This window comes from Xanthomonas sp. NCPPB 1132, from assembly GCF_056629235.1.
Genome location: NZ_CM152819.1, coordinates 2,166,281 through 2,187,305, shown reverse-complemented (window position 1 = coordinate 2,187,305; position 21,025 = coordinate 2,166,281). Strand labels below are relative to the sequence as shown.

Genomic DNA, 21,025 nt, shown 5'->3' with positions numbered 1-21,025 from the left:
CTGCGGGACCGGTCACGCACGCCGCCACGAAGGACATCCCGCGATGCCCGCGCGCCTGACCGCCTACCTGCCCGACGCGCCGGCGCCGACGCTGCTGCTCGCCGCCGGGCAGACGCTGGCGATCGGCCGCGCGGCGGACAACGCGCTGGCGCTGGAACATCCCTCCGTGTCGCGCTGGCATGCGCGGCTGCAGCCGCAGGCCGACGGCCACTGGCAGTTGCACGACCTGGGCAGCAAGAACGGCAGCTTCCGCGACGGCGTGCGCGTGGCCGCACCGATCGCGCTGGAGACGGCGACCTGGTTGCGCTTCGGCGACATCTACGCCGAGTTCGCCCCGCTCAGCGCGGCCGATGCGGAACTGGCCGAACGCCGCCAGCGCGCCCGCTGCGATCGCGCCACCGCGCTCACCCAGGGGCTGGCCCAGGTCGGTGGACTCGACGACCTGCTCGGCGCCAGCCTGGACGCGGTGGTCGAACTGGCCCAGGCCGAACGCGGCGTGCTGGTCCTGGCCGAACCGCAGGGCCCGCGCATCGCCGCCAGCCACGGCACCGGGCCGATGCCGCTGCAGCGCGGCCTCGCCGGCAGCGAGGGCGCCCTGCACCGGGCCCTGCGCGACGGCCAGGCCACCGTGGCCCACGACGTCGGCGGCGTGCCCTGGCTGGCCGAACGCGCCTCGGTCTGCGCCGCCGGCCTGCGCACCATGCTGTGCCTGCCACTGCGCGACGGCAGGCGCGTGCTCGGGGCGATCTATGCCGACAGCCGCCGCGCCGGCAGCGCCATCGGCGCGCTGGACATGCAGCTGCTCGAGGCCTTCTGCGAGCGCGCCGCGCTGTGGATCGCCGCACGCCAGGCGCTGCGCGACAGCAGCGCCGAGGTCGGGCCGGCATGAGCGACGCGGCCACCGCCACCGGCCTGCATGCGCAGGAAAGTCTGACCCCGGGCGAGGTGCTGGCCGGCCGCTTCCGCATCGAACGCCTGCTCGGCATCGGCGGCATGGGCCTGGTGTACCTGGCCCACGACCAGGCATTGGGCATTGACGTGGCGGTGAAGCTGCTGCGCCCGGAACTGGCGCAGCGGCCGCAGGCCTTCGCCCGCTTCCGCCAGGAACTGCTGCTGGCCCGGCAGGTGTCCAGCCCGCACGTGGTGCGCATCCACGATCTGGCCGAACACGCCGGGCGCTGGCTGATCAGCATGGACTACGTGGACGGCGAATCGCTGGAAGCGCGGCTGCAGCGCGAAGAACGGCTGGATGTCGACACCGCCCTGCGCATCGCCAGCGGCATCGCCCGCGGCCTGCAGGCGGCGCATGCGCGCGGCGTCGTGCACCGCGACCTCAAGCCGGCCAACATCCTGCTGCAGCGCGACGGCGATGCGCTGATCAGCGACTTCGGCGTGGCCTGTTCGATGGCCAGCAGCGGCCTCGGCGCGACCCTGGGCAACGTCATCGGCACGCCCGCCTACCTGTCGCCGGAACAGGCGCGCGGCGATGCGCTCGACCCACGCAGCGACCTCTACGCGCTGGGCCTGATCCTGTACGAGATGCTCGCCGGGCAGGTGCCATTCGCCGGCGGCACCCTGTCCGAGACCCTGGCCCAGCGCATGCTGCGCGAGCCGCCGCCAGTGGACCGGCTGCGCGCGGACGTGCCGGCCTGGCTGGTGCGGCTGCTGCAGCGGCTGCTGCGCCCACAGCCGCGCGATCGGCTGCAGAATGCTGGCGAGGTGATCGTGGCGATCGAGCGCCGGCAACTGCCGCGCGATCGCCGACGCTGGCGCCGGGTCGGCCTGGGTCTGGCCGCGATCCTGGCCGGCGCCGCCCTGCTCGGCGCCGGCGCCTGGCAATGGCAGGCGCAACGCGCGAGCGCGCCGCCGGTGGCGGCCGTGGAGCCGTTGCCGCGGCTGCTGGTGCTGCCGCTGGCCGGCGACCCGGCCAGCGCCGAACAACGCCTGGCGCTGGGCGCCTGGCTGCGCGGCAGCCTGGGCGAAACGCTGACTGTGGTCGATGACGAACGCACCCGCCAGGCGCTGCGCCAGTACGACCCCACCGGCCAGGCGCCGCTGGACGTCAAGGCGCTGCGCCGGCTCGCCTCGGCGCAGCGCGTGCTGCAGCCGAGCCTGCAACGCCAGGGCGCCGGCTGGCGCCTGCAGGCGCTGCTGCATCCGCCCAGCGGCGCGGCGCAGCACATCGACGGACCGACCGCCGCCGATCCGGCCGCGGCCTACGCCGCCTGGCTGCCGATCGCATCCAGGGCGCTGCTCGCCGACGGCGCTGCCCTGCCCGATGACCTGCCTGCGCCCGCCGCACTGCAGGCCTATGCGCGCGGCCTGGCGGCGCGGCAACACGACGACAGCACGCAGGCGCTGCAGCAGTTCGCCGACGCCAGCGCACAGGCGCCGCAGTCGGCACCGCTGCGCCTGGCCGAGGTGGTCGCGGCGCAGGCCATCGGCGAAGAACAGAAGGCGCGCGAGGCGCTGGATGCGCGCGCGCCCGTGGCGCCGGCACGGCCGCGCACGCTGGCGCTGCTGGCGGCGCTGCGCCTGGAGGCCGAAGATGATCTCGCCGCCGCCGACCGCGCCTGGCAGGCGCTGGCCACGGCCCGGCCCGACGACAGCGTGGTGCAACTGCAGGTCGCACGCGTCCAGGCGCAGGCCGGCCACCTGGACGCGGCGCGCGACCGCCTGCGCACGCTGGCGCAGCGCGATCCCGACGACCCACGGTTGTGGCTGGCGCTGGGCAAGCTGGCGATCCTCAGCGGCAACGCCGCCACCGCGGTGGACGAGGACCTGCTGCGTGCGCAACTGCTGTTCCGCCGCGGGCGCGACCTCTATGGCGAAGCGGAAACGGTGAACGCGCTGGGCGTGGGCTATGGCCGTCTCGGCCTGGCGCAGCAGGCGCAGGCGCAGTACCTGCGCGCCGTGGAACTGCGCCGGCAGGTCGGCAATCGCCGTGGCGTCGCCACCAGCCTGCGCAACCTGGCCGGCACGCTGAGCATCGGTGGCGCCTTCGCCGAGGCCGAAAAGAAGCTGCAGCAGGCGCAGGCCCTGTACGCCGAACTCGGCGACCGCGATGGCCAGGCTGCCGCCGCCAACGAACTCGGCCTGCTGGCCGAGGAGCGCGGCGATTATCCGCAGGCACTGCAGGCGTTCCGCGGTGCGCTGTCGGCGTGGCGCGCGCTCGGCGATGCGCATGGCGTCGCCGAGACGCTCAACAACATCGGCTTCGCGCACTTCCAGTTGGGCGACCTGGACAGCGCCCAGGCGTTCTGGGAACAGGCCGCACGCGCCTACGCCGACCTCAACGACGCCACCGGCCGCGTACGCACTGCGCAGAACCTCGGCCTGCTCGCCACCGCGCGCGGCCACTGGGCGCAGGCGCAGACCTTGCTGACCCAGGCCCTGCGCGAGGCCGAACGCCACCAGATGCTCGAGGAGGTGGCGGTGAGCCGGCGCAACCTGGCCGAACTGGCGTTCTGGCAAGGCCAGCGCGCGGTGGCACTCACCGAACTGGACCAGGCGCAGCGGCTGTTCCAGCAGAGCCACGACCAGCGCGGCCAGACCGACATCGCCCTGTTGCGCGCGCAGGTGTGGCTGGCGCTGGACGACCCGGCGCAGGCACGGCTGGCGCTGCAGCAGGTGCAGCGGCAAGCGCCCGCCTCGGTGTCCAGCGAACAGCGCGCCGGTGCCGCGCTGCTGCAGGCGCAACTGGACGAGCGCGACGGCGATGCCGCTGCAGCCGCCGCGTCGCTGCGCCAGGCCGAGGCGCTGGCGCGTGCCAGCGGCACCCGCCTGCTGCAACTGCAGGTGCAGGTGCATGCAGCGCACGACGAACCCGCGCTCGCCGCGCTGGAGGGCGACGTCGCCCGCCTGGGCAACGCCGGGCTGCGCCTGCGCTATCTGCAGCAGGCGCTGCGCTACGGTGCGGCCGACCAGGTGGCGGCGCGCTACGCGCAGGCGCAGGCACTGCTGCTGCGCGGCAGCCCGCTGTTCGCCGCGACGCTGCACGCACAGGCCGCGCAACGCCTGGAGGCGCTCGGCGACCACGCCGCCGCGCAACGCGCCCGCCGCGCCGCGGCGCAGGCCGCCGACGGTTCGTCTGTCGCACGCGCGGGCACTACGCCATGACCGACGCAGCCGCCGCCGACCGCTATCGCCTGCTGCTGCAGCGCCTGGAAGCCAACGAGCGCGAGTTCCGCCGCCTCGGTCGCGCCGTGGTCAAGGTCCAGGAGGACGAACGCCGGCGCCTGGCGCGCGAGCTGCACGACGGCGTCGGCCAGAACCTCACCGTGCTCAAGCACCGGCTGGCGCAACTGGGCGCGGCGCTCGGCAGCGCCGACGCGGCGCTGCGCACACCGCTGGAGGAGGCCATCCAGTTGTGCACGCAGGCATTGGAAGACACCCGACAGATGTCGCGGCTGCTGCGCCCACCGATCCTCGACGACCTGGGGCTGGAGGCCGCGCTGGGCTGGCTGGGCCGCAGCCAGTCCGCCGCCGGCGCCATCCCGGTCGCGGTCGAGATCGGCCCGCTGCCGGCGCTGGACGAAGCGCTGCAGACCCTGCTGTTCCGCAGCGCGCAGGAGGCGCTGACCAATGCGCTGAAGCACGCGGCTGCGCAGTCGGTGCTGCTGCGGCTGGTCGCCCGCGACGGCTGGGCGCAGTTGCAGGTACTCGACGACGGCCGCGGCTTCGATCCGCAGCAGGCGCTGGCGGCCGGTGGCAGCGGCCTGAGCGGACTGCGCGAACGCCTGCGCCTGAGCGGCGGCAGTCTGCGCCTGCAATCGTCGCCGGGCGAAGGCTGCTGCGTGCAGATCCGGGTCCCGCTGGAGGCCGATTGAACGTCATTGCCCTCCCCCATGCCGGCAACCGCACGGCCCTGCAGGCAACGCGATCGGCGGCGCCGCAACAAGCTGCCGCCCGCCCCGGCAACCACCACGGACGCACACCGGCATGAACGCCCCGATCCGTGTCCTCATCGCCGACGACCACACCCTGGTGCGCGAAAGCCTGGTCGCTGTGCTCGACGCCGTGCCCGGCATCCAGGTGGTGGCGCAGGCGGCCGACGGCATCGAGGCGCTGGCCAAGGCCGAGGCGACCCGCCCGGACGTGGCGATCGTGGACATCTCCATGCCGCGGCTCAACGGCATCGACGTGGTGCGGCGGCTGGGCGAGATCGTGCCGCTGGCGCGGATCCTGGTGCTGACCATGCACGAGGAGCACGAGTACGTGCTGCACGCGGTGCGCGCCGGCGCCTCCGGCTACCTGCTCAAGGACAGCGCCAGCGCCGACCTGATCGCCGCCGTGCGCAACCTGCACGCCGGCCGCGGCCACTTCTCGCCGCAGGCGGCGCAGGCGCTGGTGACGCAGATGCAGCAGCCGCAGGCGCTGCCGCCCGATCCCTACCGCAGCCTGACCGCGCGCGAGCGCGAGGTGTTCCACCTGATCGTGGAAGGCCGCACCACCAAGGAAATCGCGCGGGTGCTGCAGATCAGCGTCAAGACCGCCGAGAACCACCGCTTCCGCGTGCTCAACAAGCTGGGCATGCGCAATACCGCCGAACTGGTGCGCTACGCCGTGCGCCACCGCCTGCTCGACTGAACGGCCGCACGCAGGCGCGCCTTCGCCGCGGCTGCGCATACTCCATACGCCATAGTATCCTGACGCCCTCGGCCGCGCCGCGGCCCTAGCCACGAGCGATCGCATGAGCACCTATCAAGCCCCGTTGACCGATCTCCGCTTCGCGCTGCACGACGTGCTGCAGGTGGAGGCGCTGTTCGCCCGCCTCGGCCATGCCGACGCCAATGCCGAACTGATCGACGCGGTGCTGGAGGAAGCGGCGCGCTTCACCGGCACCGTGCTGGCGCCGCTGAACCGGGTCGGCGACGAGCACGGCTGCACCCTGGACAAGGCCACCGGCGCGGTCACCACCGCCCCCGGCTTCCGCGAGGCCTACCAGCAGTTCGCCGAGGGCGGCTGGACCGGGCTGACCGCCGCCGCCGAGTTCGGCGGCCAGGGCCTGCCGCACACCCTGGGCGTGCCGCTCAACGAGATGGTCAACGCCGCCAACCTGGCCTGGGGCAACTTCCCGCTGCTGTCGCACGGTGCGGTCGAGGCACTCAAGCAGCACGGCGAGGCCTGGCAGCAGGAGGTGTTCCTGAAGCCGCTGGTGGACGGCCGCTGGACCGGCACAATGTGCCTGACCGAGCCGCATTGCGGCACCGACCTGGGGCTGCTCAAGACCCGCGCCGAACCCAACGCCGACGGCAGCTGGTCGGTCAGCGGCACCAAGATCTTCATCACCGCCGGCGAGCACGACTTCACCGACAACATCGTGCACCTGGTGCTGGCGCGGCTGCCGGACGCGCCGGCCGGGGCCAAGGGCATCTCGCTGCTGGTGGTGCCGAAGTTCAAGGTCGCCCGCGACGGCAGCGTCGGCGAGCGCAACGCGCTGCGCTGCGGCTCGCTGGAGCACAAGATGGGCATCCACGGCTCGTCCACCTGCGTGATGAACTTCGACGGCGCCCAGGGTTACCTGGTCGGGCAGCCGCACAAGGGCCTGCAGGCCATGTTCACCATGATGAACACCGCGCGCCTCGGGGTCGGCCTGCAGGGCATCGGCCTGTCCGAGCGCGCTTACCAGAACGCGCTGCGCTACGCCCGCGAGCGCCTGCAGTCGCGTTCGCTCAGCGGCGCCAAGCTTCCGGAGAAACCCGCCGACCCGATCCTGGTGCACCCGGACGTACGCCGCATGCTGCTGACGGTGAAGGCGCTGACCGAAGGCAGCCGCCTGCTGGCGCTGCACGCCGCCACCCTGATCGACATCGCGCACAGTGCGCAGGATCCGGCCGAGCGCGAGCAGGCCGACGTGCTGGTCAGCTTCCTCACCCCGATCTCCAAGGCCTGCCAGACCGAGTGGGCGGTGGAGAACACCTACCACGCGCTGCAGTGCTTCGGCGGCCACGGCTACATCCACGAGCACGGCATGGAGCAGTTGGCCCGCGATGCGCGCATCACCACCCTGTACGAAGGCACCACCGGCATCCAGGCACTGGACCTGATCGGGCGCAAGACCGCGTCCAGCCAGGGCGCCGGGCTGAAGCTGTTCCTGGCGCAGATCGAGGCCTTCCTGGCCGAGCACGCCGACAACCCGGCGGTGGCCGAATTCGTCGCCCCGCTGCGCGAGAAGGCCGCCGAGTGGGCGGCGCTGACCAAGCGCATCCTGCAGCGCGCCGCCGGCAATCCCGAGGAACTGGGCGCGGCCAGCTACGACTACGTGTTCTATTCCGGCTACGTGGTGCTGGCCTACTGGTGGGCGCGCAGCGTCGCCGCGGCCGAGGCCTCGGCCCATGGCGAGGCGTTCAAGCAGTCCAAGCGCGAGACCGCGCGCTTCTACTACGCGCGCCTGCTGCCGCGCACGCTGACCCACGCCGCGGCCATCGACAGCGGTGCCGAGCCGCTGATGGCGCTGGCCGACGCGCAATTCTGAGTCGCACATCCAGGTCCCGACGCAGCCCCCGGCACGCACGCCGTGCCGGGGCTGCAACGCCCGCCACGGCCGATACACAAACCGTCACCAATCGGGTATAAGCTGTCTTCCCGATGGAGACAGACACAACAACGCTTGGTCTGATCGATACCGGGGCCTGCGGCGCCTCGGCCGCGGTCCCGTCGCCTGCGGCGTCCCCTTCCCACCTGCCCTCGGTCCGGCTGCTGTCGCTGGACGCGCATGGCCGCGTGCTGGACTGGATCAACTGGCAGGACGCCGCCTGTCTGTATGCGCGTGGCGCGGTCGCCTGGACCCTCGGCGAGCCGTGCATGCACATCCATGGCGGCATCAGCCGCGCCAGCGGCGAGCGCAGCGTGCTGGAGCTGCATCCGATCATCGCCGCGCGCGGTCACGCGCATGCGCGTGCGCTCGACCCCACCCCGACCCTGACCAATACCGCGCTGTTCGCCCGCGACGCCCAGCTGTGCCTGTACTGCGGCCAGCAGTTCAGCCGCCCGCAACTGACCCGCGACCATGTGCTGCCGGTGTCCAAGGGCGGCCGCGACATCTGGGAAAACGTGGTCACCGCGTGCTTCCACTGCAATTCGCGCAAGGGCAATCGCACCCCGCAGCAGGCGTCGATGCCGCTGCTGGCGGTGCCGTACCGGCCGAGCTGGATCGAGCATCTGATCCTGTCCAACCGCAACATCCTGGCCGACCAGATGTCGTTCCTGAAGGCGCAGTTGCCGAAGCGCTCCAAGCTCTCGTTGTAGCCGCGCGGCCTCACGCCGCCGTCACGCCCGCTGCGACGGATTGCCGCACCCCAGGCAAAACAGCCCATCCACGCGCCCGCGACCGCACGGGTTGATTGCGTGTGCCCGGAATGGAGAGGAAAATGACAGGTCCGCTGAACCTCCATTCCGATGATCGACCCCACCCGCTATCCGCGCCTCTCGCGCATCCAGGTCCCCGAAGAACTGCGTCGCTTCGATGAATCGGAGCTGCCGGCCATCGCCGAGGAACTGCGCGCCTTTCTGATCGAGTGCGTCGGCAAGAGCGGCGGCCACTTCGGCGCCGGCCTGGGCGTGATCGAACTCACCGTCGCCCTGCACTACCTGTACGACACGCCGGTCGACCAACTGGTGTGGGACGTCGGCCACCAGACCTATCCGCACAAGATCCTCACCGGGCGCCGCGACCGCATCCACACCGTCAAGCAGGCCGATGGCGTGGCGCCGTTCCCCAAGCGCGAGGAAAGCGAGTACGACACCTTCGGCGTCGGCCACTCCTCCACCTCGATCTCGGCCGCGCTGGGCATGGCGGTGGCACTGCAGCGCATGGGCGACGAACGCAAGGTGGTGGCGGTGATCGGCGACGGCGCGATGACCGCGGGCATGGCCTACGAAGCGCTGAACCACGCCGGCGGCATGGACCCGGAACCGAACCTGCTGGTGATCCTCAACGACAACCGCATGTCGATCTCCGAGGCGGTCGGCGGGGTCACCAAGATGCTGGGGCGGATGAGCGGCAGCAAGACCCTCAACGCCATCCGCGAGGGCGGCAAGAAGATCCTCGGCGACAAGAAGAGCAACCCCACCGCACGCTTCGTGCGGCGCTGGGAAGAACACTGGAAGGGCATGTTCGTGCCGTCCACGCTGTTCGAGGAAATGGGCTTCCACTACACCGGCCCGATCGACGGCCACGACCTGCCGGCGCTGCTGGGCGCGTTGAAGACGCTCAAGACCCTCAAGGGTCCGCAGCTGCTGCACGTCATCACCACCAAGGGCAAGGGCTACGAACTGGCCGAGGGCGACCAGATCGGCTACCACGCGGTCGGCCCGTTCGACCCGAGCAAGGGCCTGGTGGCCAAGCCGGGTGCCAAGGCGCCGACCTACACCGACGTGTTCGGCGACTGGATCTGCGACATGGCCGCGGCCGAGCCGGCGCTGCTGGCGATCACCCCGGCGATGCGCGAAGGCTCGGGCCTGGTGCGCTTCAGCAAGGAGTACCCGCAGCGCTACTTCGACGTGGCCATCGCCGAGCAGCATGCGGTGACCCTGGCCGCGGGCATGGCCGTGCACGGCGCCAAGCCCGTCGTGGCGATCTACTCCACCTTCCTGCAGCGCGGCTACGACCAGTTGGTGCACGACGTGGCGGTGCAGCAGCTCGACGTGCTGTTCGCGATCGACCGCGGCGGCGTGGTCGGCCCGGACGGCGCCACCCACGCCGGCAACCTGGACCTGAGTTTCCTGCGCTGCGTGCCGCACCTGGTGGTGATGGCGCCGGCCGACGAAGCCGAGTGCCGGCAACTGCTCAGCACCGGCCTGCGCCATCCCGGCCCGGCCGCGGTGCGCTACCCGCGCGGCACCGGCCCCGGGGTCGCGCCGGGGACCACGCTGGACACCCTGCCGATCGGCAAGGCGCAGTTGCGCGCGCAAGGTCGCACCGTGGCGCTGCTGGCGTTCGGCGCGACCCTGGCGGCCGCCGAACAGGTCGGCCGCGAGCTCGGCCTGAGCGTGGTCAACATGCGCTTCGTCAAGCCGCTGGACCGCACCCTGCTGCTGGAGCTTGCGCAGAGCCACGAAGGCTTCGTGACCATCGAGGACAACGTGGTGGCCGGCGGCGCCGGTTCCGGCGTGGCCGAACTGTTCAACGCCGAGGGCGTGCTGCGCCCGGTGCTGCACCTGGGCCTGCCCGACGCGTTCCAGCACCACGCCAGCCGCGAGCAACTGCTGGCCGAAGCCGGCATCGACGCCGCCGGCATCCGCGCCGCGGTACTGAAGCGCTGGCCGCAACTGGCCAGCAGCGCCAGCGCACCGCGCACCGCGGCAGGCTGACCGCTGCGGTCAGCGGAGACGGCACGGCGTCAGCGCATGCCGTCTCCGTTTGCTTGCGCCTGCGCGCGCAACGCTGCACGCCCCCCCCAAGTCGGCGCGTCCCATGGACCGACACATCTCGTGTACGCGCTAAGGCGCGATCACCTCGGCGCCGCTGGCACGTAGCCGATCCAGCGGCCCACCCGACTCCTGCAGGGTCGGCATCGGCAACGCCGCGAAACTGGAACGATTCTGCGCCAGCGCCCGCTCGGCTTCCCGCAGCCAGGCCGCCATCGCCCGCTGGCGCACATCGCCCAGGCCCAGCTTGCGCGCGATCGCCGCTTCGCCGACCGCGTCCAGGCAGATCCGGTACTGGTCGTTGGCCGGCAGCGTGGCCAGCGTATCCAGATCGCCCTCGGACCAGGCGTTGGCGCGCTGGCGCATCGTCTCCAGGTCGCGATCGATGACCTGCAGCGTGCGCGCGAAACAGGCACTGTCGTTGAGCGAGGTCGCCCGGAATTCCTGCAGCGCGCGCTTGGCGTCGGGGACCTTGACCTCCACCACCACCGGCACGATCGGCACCCTGGCGCGCTTGGCCGCACGCTCGATCACAGGCTGCACCACGCTGCCCAGGCTCAGGCCGGAGGTGCGCATCGCCGCCTCGTACAGTTCCTGCGCCGCGAACACCGGCCGCCAGCGTTCCACGCTGGCATCGCGGCCCAGGTAACGTGCCTTCAGCGGCAGCCAGCGCGCATACAGGTCAGGCGGCAGCACCTGCTGCAGGGTGCGGTCGTCGGGATTGCGCCGCGCCTTGAGCAGGGACGGCAACAGCAACAGGGAGCGGAACATGCCCAGGCCCGAGTCCAGGGTGACGCTCGGCGCTGCGATCACTTCCTGCGACTGGGCGATCACCCGCTCCACTTCGCCCGATTCCCACTGCATGCGCTTGGGCAGCGGCGACACCGTGCCGAGGATCCACAACACATGATCGCCGCGGCGGACCTGCCACAGGCCCGGGCCGGGCTGGCGCCCGCTCACCAGCACCGCTTCCAGGTCGACCACCGGTGGGTTCGCCGGCGCGACCGGCAGCGCGGTCTGCGCCTGCACGATGGGCACAGCCGCCGCCAGCAAGGCCGCGACCAGGCACACCACCGGGCCGCGCCGGCGCGCGACGGTTCCCGGCGCGGTCGCCGCGCGCGCCGCGCCCGGTCCCGGCATCAGTCCGCCAGCTTCGGCAGGTGCGCCGCCAGCGGATCGGCCGCGGCCAGCAGTTCGAAGCGCTCCCACAGGAAGCCCGGCGCCACCACGCAGCGCACCAGGCAATAGTCGGCCAGCGGCCGCGCCGCCTGCCAGGTGCCGGCCGCGATCACCACCGAGGGCATGCCGCCGCGCTCGCTGGCGTCCAGGCGGTAGCGCTGCAGGCCGTGGTTCGGGTCGAAGCCGAACAGTTCCAGCGGCCCGCCTTCTTCCCATTGCCAGGTCTCGTCGGCATCGATGCGGTGCCAGTTGCTGACCTCGCCGCGCTCCAGCAGGAAGCGGATCGCGGTGCAGGCCGGGCGCAGCGTCTGCGCGTGCTGCACCGTCAGGGCCGAGGTATGCACGCGCGCATAGCGTCCGCCCTCCGGGTGCGGCAGCAGCGACAGGTCGCGCACCAGGGCGGCGATTCGGAAGGCGGCGGCGCTGGACATGCGTCCAGTCTAATCCCGGGCATGGCCGCGCGAATGTCAGGCAGCGCCCTTTTGTCGGCGACAGCCGGTCGGCGTCACGAGGGCCGCAGCGAGTCCCGGACAGGCGGCGTGGCGCCCAGGTGCCGGCCGCGGCGCAGGCACAGGGCGAAGAACACCAGCAGGTCCCAGCTGTAGCGCTTGAGCAGGCGCCGCGGCTCGCGCAGCAGGCGATAGATCCATTCCATGCGCAGCCGGCGCACCCAGGCCGGCGCGCGCCGCGCGGTGCCGGACAGGAAGTCCAGCAACGCGCCCACGCCGAACGCCAGCGGCACCTGCAGTTGCGCCGCGTGCTGCAGCAGCCAGCGCTCCTGCAGCGGATTGCCGAACGCCACCAGCAACACGTCGGCGCCGCTGGCGTTGATACGCGCGGCCAGACCGGCGCCGGCGGCGGCGAACTGGGCATAGCCGTCGCAGGTGCCGATCACCTCCTGCCCCAGCGTTTGCCGCAAGGTCTGCGCCGCGGTGTCGGCCACGCCGGGACGGCCGCCGAGCAGGAAGAAGCGCAGCGGCCGCGGGCTCTGCCGGCACAGCGCCGGAATCAGGTCGGTGCCGTTGAGGTTGCCGGCGAAGCGGCGGCCGTGCACCAGCAGCGCGCCCAGGTCCATGCCGATGCCGTCGTTGACGATGCACACGTCCGGCGCGGCCAGTTGCGCACGCAGGGCCTGGCACTGCACCACGAAGTTGGTGTTGGCGAAGAACACCTGGCGGCGCTCGCCGCGCGCCAGCGCCTGCAGCAAGCTGGCGACGAAATCGGCTTCGGTGCTGCGGAGGATCGGATAGCCGCCCAGTGCCAGCACCTCGCCCGCCGCGCGCTCACCAGAGGTCATGCGGAAAGCTCTCCAGCAGACCGCGCTGCACCGCCGCCAGGTCGAACACGGTATTGCCGCCCAGCGCGATGCATTCCTCCACCGTCTGCCCGGCATGCCAGCGGCTGCGGCCGGTGCCGGCGTAATAGTCGTCGTACTTGAAGCGGTCCTCGCCGTTGCCCCAGTCAAGGTACACCGACGGCACGCCGTAGGCTTCGGCCAGGATCAGCCCATGCAAGGAACTGGACACGACCAGTTCGGCGCCGAGCAGTTGCCGCACGAACGCGGCCGGCTGGCGGTTCGGCAGCACCAGGTGTTCCTTGTACTGCGCATACTTGTCCAGGGATTCGTTGAAGTGCGGCACCACCATGACCGGCCGCCGTGCCGGCGGCGGCGCCAGCGCCTCGCGCGGGAAGAACAACGGCATCAGCAGGCCCGGATCGCCGTACACCTCCGGCACCTGCAGGCCGCGCTCGCGCAGGAAGGCGCGGGTCTTGGGCCCGCGCACGGCACGCACATCGAGCTGGCGGAAGGTATGGCGGTCGGCGGGGATCTTGCCGTTGACGCCGCTGCCCCACACGGTGTCGCCGTCGCGGGCGAAATGCAGCACCGAGCCGATCGCGATCAGCCGCGTGCGCTTGTCGCGCTTGTCCAGCAGGGTGCGGTCGCGCTGGCCGAGCACGTTGGAGACGATGATCTTGGAGAGATGATCGCCGACGTTGATCTCGCCGTTCTTCGGCTTCCACCAGAACAGCGCCCGGCGCTCTTGGTAATCGATCCATTTTTGCAATGCGGACATCGGTCCTCCTTGGTTGCGCGGGATGTAAGGCAGACACGCCGGCGACGTGTGTTCAGGCGGTGCGGTCGGCGAACAGGCGTGTCTCCGGGTAGGCGGCCGGGTCCAGCACCCGGTCGGTGGTGTCGGACCAGCTCAGGCACTGGCGATGGCGCACGTGCGGCGCCTGCAGCGCCTGCCCGATCGCGGTGACGATCGACGCCTCGTCGCCCGGGGTGTAGCCGAAGCGCGACGGATAGCGGCCGACCACGGCATTGGGGCACACCGCCGGCAGGCCGAAGAAATCGTACTGCAGCAGCTTCATCGAACTGTCGGCCAGGTACGCCGGCACCTGCTCCGACGCATACGGGGCGATGCCGAAGCGCGCGTGCTTGATGTAGCGGATGGTCTCGGCGTGCTTCATCTCGCCGTACACCACCACGTTGTCGCCATAGCCCGGCGCGCGGCCCATGCCCGAGCCGATCACGTGGAAGGTGACCTGCGGGAAGGCGCGGCTGGCGGCGACGAAGAACTCGGGATCGAACAGCATCGAGCCCACCGCCACCGCATGGATGCCCTCGCCGTACGGCGAGGGATCGCCGAGCGTATGCAGGTCGTGATCCACACCATGGCCGACGTGGTACACGTTGTGGCGGCTGGCGACCTCCTCGGCCATCGCGGGCGACACCAGTGCGATCACGTCCAGGCTCGGCGCCACGCGGTCGAACTCGCGCTCGATGTAGTCAGCGACGTTGATCGTGCTCAAGCCGTCGGAGGCGCGATACACCTTGCGTGCGGTCGGGTTGATCCGCGCCGCCAGCGCGATGAAGGCCACCGCGATGCCGCTCTCGAACACGATCACGTCGGCCTCGCGCATCCAGCGGATCAGCGTGGCCGGCGCGCGCGCCGCGTAGACCTTGAACATCAGGTCTTCCAGCGGCCGCAGCCAGCGCCGCCGGGTGTTGAACGGATGCAGCAGCGCGCGCCACAGGTAGCAGTCCACGCCATTGTGGCGGACCACCTGGTTGGCGGTGGCGTCCAGCGGCAGGCGCAGGTCGCCCTTGAGCCGCGACAGCAGGCTGTAGCGCAGCGAAAAGAACCGCGTGGTGCCGCGCTTGGCCAGTTCATCGGCGATGAAATGGATGTTGGCGCGGCGCGGCGTGCGGTAGTCGTGCGCCGACAGCACCAGATAGCACGGCGCACGCCCGCTGGTGGCCGCGGCCGGTGCCGATGCGGACAGCGCCGCTGCGGAAGAATCGCTCATGCGCTCGCTCCTGTGCGGAATGAAGGAAAGGAAAGACGCGGCCGGCCGACGCTCATCGCGCTCCCCGTGCCTGGCGCAACAGCGTGCGCATCTGCAGGATGGCCAACACATCGCGGCGGAACGCCGGCCACAGCGCGAACACCAGCAGGCCGGACAGCGCCATTGCCGCGGCGCCGACGATGAGCTGCATCCACAGCGACGCGCCGCCCCACTGCTGCGCGGCCAGGTAGGCGGCGACGCCGCAGACGCCGTAGCCGAGCACCGCGCGCAAGGCGTTGTTGAACAGCTCCCAGGCCGGAATCTGCGGCGCGATACGCGCGATCCAGATCACCGACAGCGGCCACATCACCAGCAGACCCAGCGTGTAGCCCACGGTCACCCCCATCACGCCCCACAGCGAGCCGGCGAAGATGCAGGCGATCAGCATCACCCGCCCGACCACCGAGTAAACCAATTGCTGGCGCATCAGGCCCAGCGCCAGGAACACCCAATACGTGGCGTAGGAGGCGGTCTGGAAGATGCCGCCGAGGGTCAGCACCTGGAACAGCGGCACCGCCGGGCGCCACTGTTCGCCCAGCACCAGCACGATCAGTGGCATCGCCAGCGCGCAGGCGCAGGAAAACAGCGCCACAATCAGGTGCACCATCACCGTCTGCCCGCGCAGCAGGAAGTTGCCGAAGCGTGGCGGGTCGTCCTGCAACTGCGACAGCACCGGCAGCGCCACCGAGGTGGCCGGCGCGTTGATCTGGTTCAGCGGCATCATCAGCAACTGGAACGCGCGGTTGTACAGGCCCAGCGCTTCGGCGCCGATGCGGTGGCCGATGATCACCTGGCCGACGTTGCGGCTGGCATAGCCGAGCAACTGCGCCGCCATCAGGTTCCAGCCGAAGCTCAGGAAGGTGCGCATCGGCGCATCGCGCCGATAGCCGCGCGGCAGCCAGCGCGCGCAGGCGCCAGCGATCAGCAGATTGACCAGTGCCTGCACCACCTGCTGCCAGACCAGCGCCCAGTAGCCGTAGCCGGCCAGGGCCACGCCGACGCCGGCCAGCAGGCCCAGCACCTGCGCGCCGACGTCGCTCAGCGAGACCTGGCCGAAGCGCAGCGCACGGCTCAGGTGCGCGCGGTACTGCGTGGTCATGCCGTTGAGCAGGAAGGTCACCGCCAGCGCCTGCGAGATGCCGAGCAGGGCCGGCTCCCGGTAGAAGTGCGCGATCCACGACGAGGACAGGAACACCACGATCGCCAGCGCCAGACCGATGCCGCTGTTGATCCAGAACAGGTTGTCGCGCTGCTCGCGGCTGACGTGCTTGGCCTGGATCGCGGCCGAGGACAGGCCGAAGTCGCGCAGGATCTCGGCCATGCCGACGATCGCCGTCACCATCGCCATCAGGCCGTAGTCGTATGGCGTCAGCAGCCGCGCCAGCAGAATGATGCCGCCGAACTGCACCACCATCTTGGCCAGCTGCCCGGCCATGGTCACCGCCGCGCCGCCAGCGGCGCGCGCGCCCAATCCGGGTTGCGGCGCTGCCGGCCGCGGGGTCTCGGCGCTACTCATGCGTCCTCCCCGCGGCGCGCGGTCAGCGCCTGCAGATAGCTGCGGTAATGCTGCAGACCGATGCCGTTCCAGTCGCGCCGCGACAGGTCCGGCACGGCATCGGCGGGCAACTGCTGCGCGTGCGCCAGGGCCTGCGCCAGTTGCGCCGCATCCAGCTCGCCCTGGTACAGCTGCACCCACTGCGCGCCGACTTCGTCGACGATGGCGGCATTGGCCTCGCTCCACGGCGCCAGCACCGGGCGCGCCAGCGACAGCGCCAGCAGCAGGGTGCCGGAGTTGTGCATCTGCCGGTACGGCAGCACCACCAGTTCGGCCTCGCCGACCTCCTGCGCCAGTACCGCATCCTCCACGTACTGCAGGCGTGCACTGATCCGCGGGTCCTCGGCGCAGGCGCGCTCGACCACGCCGCGGATCTGCGCATCGATCGGGTTGCCGGCGATGCGCAGGCTGAGCTGCGGATCGGGCAATGCGCCGAACGTCGCGATCAGCGTCTCCACGCCTTTGTAGGGGCGCAGCAGTCCGAAGTGCAGCAGGCGCCCGCGCACCCGCGGCGGTTGCGGCAGCGGCGCGTACCAGTCGCGGTAATGGCCGTGCAGGATGGTGTCGGTGGCCGGCGCACGTTCGGGCGTGGTCGCATTGATGCGGATCCAGCGCGCGGTCTGGCGGTCGATCCAGCGCAGCAGCAGGCGTTCGCGCCAGCCCTTGTCCTCGTGCGGCGCCACGTTGTGCAGGGTGCGCACCAACGGCACGCCTGCCACACGCAGGCGCAGCAGCAACAGCGCGACGCAGGCCTGCTTGGCCAGCGTGCCGAGCGCGGTGCGATGCCGCAGCAGGTACTCCGGCCAATGCAGATGCAGCACGTCGTAGCGCGACAGCAGCGCCGCGCACATCGAGAAGAAGCGCAGTTGCACCTGCGGCGGCAGCGCCGCGTAGAGCTGGGTCAGGTAGGGATTGGTGGTCGCGGTCGGGCGCTCGGTGGACAGCAGCACGGTGACTGCCGGCGCAGTCTGCTGCGCCGCGCCGTGGCGTTGGCGCTCGCCGCTCATCGGCCGCCCTCCGCGCCGCCCAGCGCCAGGCGGTACTCGTCCAGATAGGCACCGACCACGCGGTCCCAGTCGTAGCGATGCGCATACGCCATCGCCGCGGCGCGCTGCGCGGCGAAGTCCGCATCGGTGGCGGAGGCAAAGGCGCGCACCGTGGCCGCGGCCGCCTGCGGATCGGCCGGGTCGACCAGCACGCCCCGCCCCGACTCGCGCTGCAGCCGCGCGAACGGCGGGATGTCGCTGAGGATCGGCAGCAGTCCCGCGCTCATCGCTTCCACAGCAGCCAGGCCGAACCCCTCGTGCCGCGACAGGCACACGAAGTACTGCGCGCTGCCGAGCAACTGCGCCAGTTGCGCCTGGGTCGGCGCTACCTGCAGGCGTACCCGCTGCTGCAGGCCGCGCTCGGCGATCGCCTGCTGCAGGTCGGCCATGCTGAAGTCGTACTCGCGCCCGGCCACGATCAATTGCCAGGCCGGATCCTGCGCAGCCAGCGCGCGCACCAGGTCCAGGGTCTCCAGCAGGCCCTTGTTGACCGACCAGCGCCCGAAGTAGATCAGCGTGCGCCCCGGCGTGGCGCTGCCCTGCCCGGCGAACTTGTCCACGTCCACCCCGTTCTCGATAACCCGCAGCCGCTGCGGCGCGACCACCTGCGAGAACAGCCGGCCATCGTTCTCGCTGGTCGCCACCACCCGCGCATAGGCGAGCGCCGAGGCGCGGGTGAGGGTCTTGAACCAGAGCATCTTCAGGCGCGAGGCATAGGTGGTGTGGAAGAAACCGCCATGGGTGGACACGATCATCGGCACACGGTGCAGCGGCCGGGTCAGGGCCAGAAAGTCGTAGAAGAAATCGATGCCGTGCACGTGCAGCAGATCCGCGCCGCGCACCGCCGCCAGCACCGACGGCGCCAGCGGGTAGCGCGAGGAGCCGCGATACGGCAAGCGCACGATCGGCACGCCCTGGTGGCTGTCGCGCGGGGCCAGGTGTTGCTGCGGATCGGTGAACACCCGGTCCAGGCTCACCACTTCGACCTGGTCGCGGCCCTGCTGCAGATGGCGGCGCGCGATGTTCAGCACCACCTCCTCCATGCCGCCGACCGACGGATGGAACTGGCGCACCACATGCACCACCTTCATGCCGTCGCTCCCGCGACCGCGCTGCGACGCACGCCGATCATCCACGGCGCAATCCGCACCAGCACCGCGCGCATCGGCACGCTGACCAGCACCGCCAGCACACTCACCGACACCGCCCAGGCCGGTCCCCAGGCGTCGCCGCGGACCAGGCCGGTACGGGCGGCGACGCCGGCCATCACCGAGAACAACAAGGTGTGCGTGCACAGGATCAGCAAGGTGTTGCGTCCGATCCACTGCAGCCAGGCCCAGTGCTGCAGCAGCCCGGCGATGCACAACGCCATCGCGCTGCCGAGCAGGCTGGCGGCCAGAAAGCTCAGCGGGGAATCGCCGAACTTGAGCATGTTCACGTCCACGCGGCCGTTATGCCAGGCGATCGCGAACCAGGCGGCGCCCAGCAGCAGCGCCGCCAGCGCATTGCCGGCCGGCCGCGCCGGCCACCACTGCGCCCGCGTGGCGGCGAGCGCCCCGATCGCGAAGAAGCACAGCGCCACCGGCAACACGTCCAGGGAGAACGGCAGGCGCATGTCCTGCCCCGGGAACCAGCACGCCCAGCCCCAGGCCAGCGGCAACGACAGCCCGGCCAGCACCGGCAACGACAGCGTCCGACGCAGCGCCAGATACGCCAGCGTGGTCACGAACAGCGCCGGCAGGAACCATAGCGCCGGCATCACGTAGAGCTTGGGGCCGATGCCGCTGACCAGGCCCAGCAGCGGCTCCCACCACGGCCGATCGCCCCACAACTGCGCCTTGCTGCCGATATGCCGGGTCAGCATCCAATACGCGTAGGCGACGAAGAAGAACGCCACGTACGGCAGCAACAGGCTGCGCGCCAGCTTGCCGACCGTGGCCAGGGTCAGCGGGCGGTTGCCGAAGGCCTCGCCGACCCAGCCCGACAGCAGGAAGAACATCGGCACGTGGAAGCTGTAGGCCAGGATCACGTAGGCGTGCGGAATGCCCTTGGCATGCCCGAACACCACCAGCAGGATCGCCAGCGCCTTTGCCGCATCGATGCGCATATCGCGCGGCGCACGCGTCCGCGCTGCGCGCGCCTGCGCCGGCACCGACGCGGAGACAGCCGTGGCGGGCGCGCTCATGCCGGCACCGCCGGGAGACGCGGAGCCGGCGTCGTCGCGGTCGCCGGCAGCGCGGGCGCATCGCGCAGGCGCGGCGTCATCTGCCACAGGCAACCGCACACGAACCACCACAGCGCCGCGGTCTTGATCGAGAAGTAGCCGTTGGAGACCAACAGGCTCAGCGAGAACGCGAAGATCAGCAGGTTCTTGAACAACTGCCCTTCGATGGTGCGCATCAGCATCGCGAACGAGTACGCCAGCAGGAACGCCAGCACCAGCAGCACCGACTGCGAGGAGATGAAGTAGGCGATGCCGCTGTCGAAGTAGCGGTACGGCTGGTCCACGTCCAGTCCCATCCACGCATCGGCGCTCATCCTGCGGATCGAATCGACGGTGAAGAACACCCGCCCCAGGGTGGTGTCCTCGTAACTCTGGATGCCCGAGGCCCAGACCAGCAGCCACGCCCCGCCCATCACCAGGAAGAAGATCAAAAAGCCCAGGCGCTGGTCGGTGCGCAGCAGCAACGGGCTCAGCAGCGCCATCATCACGCAGGTGCCGGCGGCCAGACGCCCGTCCGAGGCCACGATCAGGAAGCCGATCATCGCCACCGAAGCGACGATCGCCAGCGGCCGCATCCAGCGCCAGAAGGTCAGCAGGATCGCGGTGAAGAAGATGATGAAGTTGCCCATCGTCACCGGCTCGATGAATACCGAGGAGGCGCGTGGCAGGTTCGACGACGGCAGGAAGTTGCGCGCGCCGGGCCTGGTGGCGCTGACGAACAGGTTGCTGTCCTGGTTCCAGAAACTCGACGCGCTGGCGCCGCGCGCGTTGACGAAATAGCTCTTGGGGTTGACCACGTCGCCGTAGACCTTGGGCAGCGCCAGCTCGAACACCGCCACCAGCGACACCAGCAGCGCCATGCGCACGAACATGCGCGGCAGCGAGCCGGTATACGCCGCGCCGAGCATCAGGAAGGCGAACGGGATCAGCGCATCGCGGAAGAACTTCGGATCCAGCGTCCACGCCATGAACAGGCGCACCAGCATCAGCAGCGCCAGCAGGGCGATGCCGGTGAACACCATCGCCATGCGCTTGCGGTCCAGCGCGCGCATGCCAAGCAGGAAACACGCCGCATAGACCGCCAGTTCCACCGCGTAGGTCATCGCCGGGCTGACCCGGAACACCTTGGCGTTGATCACCGCCAGCACGAAGTTGTAGCCGACGGCGAACAACAACACCAGCTCGATCAGCAGGTTGCGACGCTGCTCGCGCAGCGGCATGTCCGGCGCGCTCAGCATGCGCACCCCGCTGCGGCGACGGCGCATCGCGCGACGACGCCACGCTGGACGCGTGCCG

Annotated in this window: 17 protein-coding genes; 7 read left to right on the top strand and 10 right to left on the bottom strand. The window is 71.0% G+C overall.

The window, feature by feature from the left end; genetic code table 11:
- Positions 1 to 43 precede the first annotated feature (43 nt).
- The 7 genes from AC1G9L_RS09250 (at position 44) to dxs (ending at position 10,314) form a co-directional block, all read left to right on the top strand.
- Positions 44 to 889, top strand: a complete 846-nt coding sequence (locus AC1G9L_RS09250; RefSeq protein WP_481070800.1) for an FHA domain-containing protein — start codon at positions 44 to 46, stop codon at positions 887 to 889.
- Positions 886 to 4,119 carry a protein kinase domain-containing protein gene (locus AC1G9L_RS09245; RefSeq protein ID WP_481070798.1) on the top strand — a complete coding sequence of 1,078 codons (3,234 nt, stop codon included), beginning with the start codon at positions 886 to 888 and terminating at the stop codon, positions 4,117 to 4,119. The genes AC1G9L_RS09250 and AC1G9L_RS09245 overlap by 4 nt, the downstream gene beginning before the upstream one ends.
- Positions 4,116 to 4,829, top strand: coding sequence for a sensor histidine kinase (locus tag AC1G9L_RS09240; protein ID WP_481070797.1), 714 nt, complete (start codon positions 4,116 to 4,118; stop codon positions 4,827 to 4,829). Before AC1G9L_RS09245 ends, AC1G9L_RS09240 begins: the two co-directional genes overlap by 4 nt.
- A gap of 112 nt (positions 4,830 to 4,941) precedes the next feature.
- A complete protein-coding gene (locus tag AC1G9L_RS09235) occupies positions 4,942 to 5,589 on the top strand; it encodes a response regulator (RefSeq protein WP_019802434.1) in 648 nt (215 codons plus the stop codon).
- A 103-nt stretch (positions 5,590 to 5,692) separates the two neighbouring features.
- Positions 5,693 to 7,477, top strand: coding sequence for an acyl-CoA dehydrogenase C-terminal domain-containing protein (locus AC1G9L_RS09230; protein ID WP_019802435.1), 1,785 nt, complete (start codon positions 5,693 to 5,695; stop codon positions 7,475 to 7,477).
- Between the two features lie 113 nt (positions 7,478 to 7,590).
- Positions 7,591 to 8,250, top strand: coding sequence for an HNH endonuclease (locus AC1G9L_RS09225; protein WP_029562070.1), 660 nt, complete (start codon positions 7,591 to 7,593; stop codon positions 8,248 to 8,250).
- A 150-nt stretch (positions 8,251 to 8,400) separates the two neighbouring features.
- A complete protein-coding gene (gene dxs, locus AC1G9L_RS09220; RefSeq protein WP_481070794.1) occupies positions 8,401 to 10,314 on the top strand; it encodes a 1-deoxy-D-xylulose-5-phosphate synthase in 1,914 nt (637 codons plus the stop codon).
- Between the two features lie 129 nt (positions 10,315 to 10,443).
- Here dxs and AC1G9L_RS09215 read toward each other — a convergent pair whose 3' ends face one another.
- The 10 genes from AC1G9L_RS09215 to AC1G9L_RS09170 form a co-directional block, all read right to left on the bottom strand.
- A complete protein-coding gene (locus AC1G9L_RS09215) occupies positions 10,444 to 11,511 on the bottom strand; it encodes a TraB/GumN family protein (protein ID WP_481070792.1) in 1,068 nt (355 codons plus the stop codon).
- Complete coding sequence (locus tag AC1G9L_RS09210; protein WP_209244544.1) at positions 11,511 to 11,981, bottom strand: cupin domain-containing protein; 471 nt, start codon at positions 11,979 to 11,981, stop codon at positions 11,511 to 11,513. The genes AC1G9L_RS09215 and AC1G9L_RS09210 overlap by 1 nt, the downstream gene beginning before the upstream one ends.
- A 74-nt stretch (positions 11,982 to 12,055) precedes the next feature.
- A complete protein-coding gene (locus AC1G9L_RS09205) occupies positions 12,056 to 12,847 on the bottom strand; it encodes a WecB/TagA/CpsF family glycosyltransferase (RefSeq protein WP_019799243.1) in 792 nt (263 codons plus the stop codon).
- Positions 12,834 to 13,625, bottom strand: coding sequence for a polysaccharide pyruvyl transferase family protein (locus AC1G9L_RS09200; RefSeq protein WP_010342846.1), 792 nt, complete (start codon positions 13,623 to 13,625; stop codon positions 12,834 to 12,836). The genes AC1G9L_RS09205 and AC1G9L_RS09200 overlap by 14 nt, the downstream gene beginning before the upstream one ends.
- Positions 13,626 to 13,677: 52 nt before the next feature.
- Positions 13,678 to 14,865, bottom strand: coding sequence for a GumK N-terminal domain-containing glycosyltransferase (locus AC1G9L_RS09195; RefSeq protein WP_019799244.1), 1,188 nt, complete (start codon positions 14,863 to 14,865; stop codon positions 13,678 to 13,680).
- A 52-nt stretch (positions 14,866 to 14,917) separates the two neighbouring features.
- A complete protein-coding gene (locus AC1G9L_RS09190) occupies positions 14,918 to 16,420 on the bottom strand; it encodes a lipopolysaccharide biosynthesis protein (RefSeq protein WP_481070790.1) in 1,503 nt (500 codons plus the stop codon).
- Positions 16,417 to 17,466, bottom strand: coding sequence for a glycosyltransferase (locus tag AC1G9L_RS09185; protein ID WP_019799246.1), 1,050 nt, complete (start codon positions 17,464 to 17,466; stop codon positions 16,417 to 16,419). Before AC1G9L_RS09185 ends, AC1G9L_RS09190 begins: the two co-directional genes overlap by 4 nt.
- Positions 17,463 to 18,596, bottom strand: coding sequence for a glycosyltransferase family 4 protein (locus tag AC1G9L_RS09180; RefSeq protein ID WP_481070788.1), 1,134 nt, complete (start codon positions 18,594 to 18,596; stop codon positions 17,463 to 17,465). The genes AC1G9L_RS09185 and AC1G9L_RS09180 overlap by 4 nt, the downstream gene beginning before the upstream one ends.
- Positions 18,593 to 19,690, bottom strand: a complete 1,098-nt coding sequence (locus AC1G9L_RS09175) for an acyltransferase family protein (RefSeq protein WP_019799248.1) — start codon at positions 19,688 to 19,690, stop codon at positions 18,593 to 18,595. The genes AC1G9L_RS09180 and AC1G9L_RS09175 overlap by 4 nt, the downstream gene beginning before the upstream one ends.
- The gene (locus AC1G9L_RS09170) at positions 19,687 to 20,967 is read right to left on the bottom strand and encodes a hypothetical protein (RefSeq protein WP_019798965.1); all 1,281 of its coding nucleotides are present in this window, start codon (positions 20,965 to 20,967) and stop codon (positions 19,687 to 19,689) included. The genes AC1G9L_RS09175 and AC1G9L_RS09170 overlap by 4 nt, the downstream gene beginning before the upstream one ends.
- Positions 20,968 to 21,025 lie beyond the last annotated feature (58 nt).